We start from the raw sequence: 4,698 nt of genomic DNA on the forward strand, positions 1-4,698 counted from the left end.
CGATGTGGGTGCCCACCGTACGGGGTGTGATGTACAGGCGCTCGGCGATCTCCCGGTTGGTGCGGCCGGCGGTGAGTTCGGTCAGCACCTGGAGCTCCCGGGGCGAGAGTCCGCCGGGCCGGGAGGCGCCGGGGTCGGCGGGGGCGGCCGGATCGGCCGTCGCGGGCCGCGGGCCCGGGTGGGGGGCGACGGCGGCGGCCAGGGCCTCGGTGAGCAGGGTGACCACGGCGCGGGCCGGGTCGGGGGTGCGCCGGGGCCGGCGGGTGCTGACGTTCAGCATGCCGACGTACCGGCCGTCGGCGGCGAACAGGCACTGGGCCACGCCGCCCTCGATGCCGAGCGGGGACAGCACCTCCCGGAAGCCCGGGGACGCCGCCAGGAGCGGCCGGGGGACGTCCCCGAGCCAGAGGCCGTCCCGGGCCGGGCCGCGGAGCACGGGGAACACCGGGTCGTGGTGGAGGCGGGTCTCGATGTAGGCGGTGGCCTCGTCCGGGTAGCTCCCGGCCAGGGTGGTGTGGCGCCGGCGCAGCGGGTCCCAGCGGGCCAGCGAGGCGTGGTCGTACTCGACCACCTCCGACAGTGCCGCCAGGACCGCGTCGACGCCGGTCCCGGCGGCCGCGGCGTTCCTGGCGGCCGCGCGGACGCGGACGGCCGCGTCCAGCACGTCCGCCCAGTGCCGTTCCGCTGCCATTCCCCAAGGATGATCTTGTGCCGGGGGTACGTCAATCGCGCAGGGCGTCGTGCACGACCTTCCCGTCCATGACGGTGAGGACGACGGGCATCGTCGGGATGTCCCGGGGGTCGGCGGCGAGCAGGTCCCCGTCCAGTACGCAGAGGTCGGCGGCCTTGCCCGGCTCCAGCGAGCCCTTCCAGTCCTCGGCGAAGTCCTGCCAGGCCGCGTCGATCGTGTAGGTGCGGATCGCCTCGGCCAGGCCGATGCGCTGCTCGGGGCCGCTGACCCGGCCGGCGGCCTTGGACTCGCGCAGCACCATGGTGGCGACGCCCTGGCGCCAGTCCGGGTGGGTGACGGGGGCGTCGGAGCCGCTGGCGACCCGCACCCCGGCGTCGAGGGCGGAGCGGTAGGGCCAGGCGTACGCGGCCCGCTCGGCGCCGACGAAGTCCTCCTCCATGTCGGCGACGGTCCACTTGATGGTCGGGTTCATGTTGACGCCGAAGCCGTGCGCGGCGAGCACCTCCATGCTGTGCGCGGTGAGGAAGTCGCCGTGGATGACGTAGTGCCGGGCGTCGGGCCGCGGGTGCCCGGCCACGGCCGCGGCGAGGGCGTCGGCGACGGCGTCGCCGCCCCGGTCGCCGGTGGCGTGGACGCCCACCTGGTGCCCGGCGGTGTGGGCGAGCCGGATGATGGCGTCGATCTCGGCGGTCCGCTCGGCGTCGCTCCCGCCGCCGACGCACAGCGATCCGCAGCCGCCGCCGACGTACGGCTCGTGCATCCAGGCCGTCCTGTTGGGGACGACGCCGTCGGCGAAGACCTTGACCCCGTGGATCGCGAGGCGGCGAGGATCGGCGGCGGCGTCACCGGCGGCAGCGGCGGCGTCGAGGGCCGCGAGGGCCCGGGCGAACTCCTCGCTGGTGCTCGTCATCCCGGTGGGCAGCAGCAGGACGCCGACGCGGGCGGTGAGTTCGCCGTCGGCCAGCAGCCGGCGGTAGACGTCGAGGGTCTCCGCGCCGAGCGCGCCCCGCATGATGCCGTCGCCGCCGGGGCCGAGCCCGGGCTCGGTGTAGCTGGTCACGCCGAGCCGGGCCAGCGTGGCGAGGGTCGACCGGATCGCCTCGGTCCGCTCCCGCCGGCCGAGCGGCGGCAGCGCGTTCTGGACGAGGTCCTGGGCTCCCTCGTGGAGCAGCCCGGTGGGCTCCCCGGCCTCGTCCGCGACGATCGCCCCGCCGGGCGGCGCGACGGTGTGCCGGTCGATCCCGATCAGTTCCAGGGCCTTGGAGTTGACCCAGGTGGCGTGCCCGGAGAAGGAGTACAGGACGACCGGGTGGTCCGGGCTGACGGCGTCGATGTCGCGCCGCGAGGGCTGCCGCGACGGGTCCTGGACGCACTCGTCGAGGTAGCCGGTGTCCCAGCCGTGCCCGGTGATCCACTGCCCGGCCGGGGTCCGCCCGACGGCCTCCCGCACCGCCTCGGCCACGTCGCCGAGGGAGCCCACGGCGGGGTGGCCGAGGTCGAGGGCGAGCGGCGGCGAGGCCATGCCGAAGGCGCACCCGTGCAGGTGGGAGTCGTTGATGCCGGGGAGCAGCGTGGCCCCCCGCAGGTCGACGACGCGGGTGCCGGGTCCGATCAGCGGGGCGACGTCCTCCCGCCCGCCGACGGCGCTGATCAGTCCTCCGGTGACCGCCAGGGCGGAGGCGACGGAGAACTCCGCGTCGACGGTGACCACCCGCCCGTCGAGGAACACCAGATCCGCGTACGTGTCCATGGAAGGTCCTTTCGGAAAACCGGGTGCGTCGCGGGCCGTCCGCGAACGCTCTCCGAGGACTATGGCCACGCCCCCCACCCGCGCACATCGGTCATCCCACCGATACGTCGCGGACATTCCCGGTGTTCCCGGTGTTCGCGGTGTTTCCGATGCGCCCGGCGTTCACGGTGTTCACGCGTTGTCCGAATGGTGGTCGGGCTTTTTGACATCCTCCTTAACGTCATACATTCTTCTCGGCATGTCTGACCGTCACCCGATCGAGTGCGCCGCCATCGAGCTGGCGCTGATCGGCGTGGCCGCGCACTGCGTTTCCGACAATCTCTGTCGCTGAATCCGCCCTGCCCCGACGCGTTTCGCGGTGATCGCCGTGTCGGGGCGTCGCCCCCTCCTGCGGGCGCGGTGCCGCTCACTCTCCCCCAAGCCTCACTGTCGCCCGCCTTCCTCCGTACACCATCGGTAGCGAAAGGCCCCCTTTCCGATGTCTCGAACCACCTTCACCCCTCGCCGCCTCGCCACGGCGACCGTCACCGTCGCCCTGGTCGTCGGACTGGCGGCGTGCGGACCGAAGGCCGACGGCGGTGGAGGCTCCGGCAAGGACGCCGCGCCGCAGCAGGGCGGCACCCTCACCGTCCTCAACCAGAACCCGCAGGACCAGTTCGACCCCGCACGGCTCTACACCTCCGGCGGCGGCAACGTCCCCTCCCTGGTCTTCCGCACCCTCACCACCCGCAACCGGGCCGACGGCGCGGCCGGCACCAAGGTCGTCCCGGACCTCGCCACCGACACCGGCACCCCGTCGGAGGGCGCGACGGTGTGGACGTACCACCTCAAGGACGGCCTGACCTTCGAGGACGGTTCGCCGATCACCACGGCCGATATCAAGTACGGCATCGAGAGGTCATTCGCCCCCGAACTCTCCGGCGGCGCACCGTTCCTGAGGGACTGGCTGGTCGGCGCCGCGGACTACCAGGGCCCGTACAAGGACGCGCGCGGTCTGGACGCCATCGAGACGCCGGACGAGAAGACCATCGTCTTCCGCCTCAACAAGCCCGAGGGCGACTTCCCGTACCTCGCCACCCAGACGCAGTTCGCCCCCGTCCCGAAGGCCAAGGACAGCGGGACGAAGTACCAGGAGCACCCCGTCTCCTCCGGCCCCTACCAGGTCGTCAAGAACGAGAACGACGGCGCCCACCTCGTCCTCAAGCGCAACCCCAACTGGTCGGCGGCGACGGACGACCAGCGCAAGGCGTACCCGGACACCATCGACGTGCAGTCCGGGCTCGACCCGGCGGTGATCAACCAGCGGCTCTCCGCCGGCACCGGCGCCGACGCGGCCGCCGTCACCACCGACACCAACCTCGGCCCCTCCGAGCTCGCCCAGGTGAAGGACGACAAGGCCCTCGCCGCGCGCGTCGGCACCGGCCACTTCGGCTACGTCAACTACCTGGCGTTCAACCCGAAGGTCAAGCCCTTCGACGACCCGAAGGTCCGCCAGGCCGTCGCCTACGCGATCAACCGCACCTCGGTCGTCAACGCCGCCGGCGGCTCCTCGCTCGCCGAGGCCGCCACCACCTACCTGCCCGCCCAGGAGACCTTCGGGTACACGCCGTACGACCCGTTCCCGGCCGGCGCCACGGGCAACCCGGAGAAGGCCAGGGAGCTGCTGAAGGAGGCCGGTTACCCGGACGGCCTGACCATCACGCTCACCCACTCCAGCGCCATCGGCAAGGGCTACGGCCCGGACCTGGCCGCCGCCGTCCAGGACGGTCTGAAGGCCTCCGGGATCACCGTCCAGCTGGAGGCCCTGGACTCCACCCGGTACTCCAAGACGATCCACACCGTCGGCACCGAGCCCGGCCTCTTCCTCTCCGGCTGGGGCGCCGACTGGCCGTCCGGCGGCCCGTTCCTGGCGCCGATCTTCGACGGCCGGCAGATCGTCACCGACGGCTACAACTTCAACTCCGCGCAGCTGAACGACCCTTCGGTGAACGACGAGATCGACCAGATCAACAAGATCACCGACCACGCCGAGGCCGCCAAGCGCTGGGGCGCCCTGGACAAGCGGATCGGCGACCAGGCCCTCACCGTCCCGCTGTTCCACCCCGTCTACAAGCGGCTGTCCGGCAAGGACGTCCGCAACATCGTCATCAGCGACTGGACCGGCGTGCTCGACATCTCCCAGGTCGCGGTCAAGTAGCGGACGGGACCGGACGGATCGATCGGACAACCATGGCTCCACAGCAACCCAGAGCCGGGG

Annotated in this window: 4 protein-coding genes; 2 read left to right on the plus strand and 2 right to left on the minus strand. The window is 72.5% G+C overall.

Translation table 11 applies throughout. From position 1 onward, the window contains the following. A partial coding sequence (locus ACFU6K_RS31735) for a LuxR C-terminal-related transcriptional regulator (RefSeq protein ID WP_380668890.1) occupies positions 1–691 on the minus strand: 691 nt, incomplete at its 3' end. Between the two features lie 31 nt (positions 692–722). Further along, positions 723–2,441 carry an amidohydrolase gene (locus ACFU6K_RS31740; RefSeq protein WP_380668892.1) on the minus strand — a complete coding sequence of 573 codons (1,719 nt, stop codon included), beginning with the start codon at positions 2,439–2,441 and terminating at the stop codon, positions 723–725. Positions 2,442–2,679: 238 nt separating this feature from the next. On the opposite strand from ACFU6K_RS31740, the gene ACFU6K_RS31745 reads away from it, so the two are divergent. After that, entirely contained in the window at positions 2,680–2,772 is a 93-nt protein-coding gene (locus ACFU6K_RS31745; protein WP_317620150.1) for an Ms4533A family Cys-rich leader peptide, read from the plus strand. Positions 2,773–2,919: 147 nt separating this feature from the next. Beyond that, positions 2,920–4,638: an ABC transporter substrate-binding protein gene (locus ACFU6K_RS31750; protein WP_380668894.1), complete on the plus strand. Its 1,719-nt coding sequence runs from the start codon at positions 2,920–2,922 to the stop codon at positions 4,636–4,638. The last annotated feature ends 60 nt before the right edge of the window (positions 4,639–4,698 follow it).

This window comes from Kitasatospora sp. NPDC057512 (genome assembly GCF_042802135.1).
Classification (GTDB): domain Bacteria; phylum Actinomycetota; class Actinomycetes; order Streptomycetales; family Streptomycetaceae; genus Kitasatospora.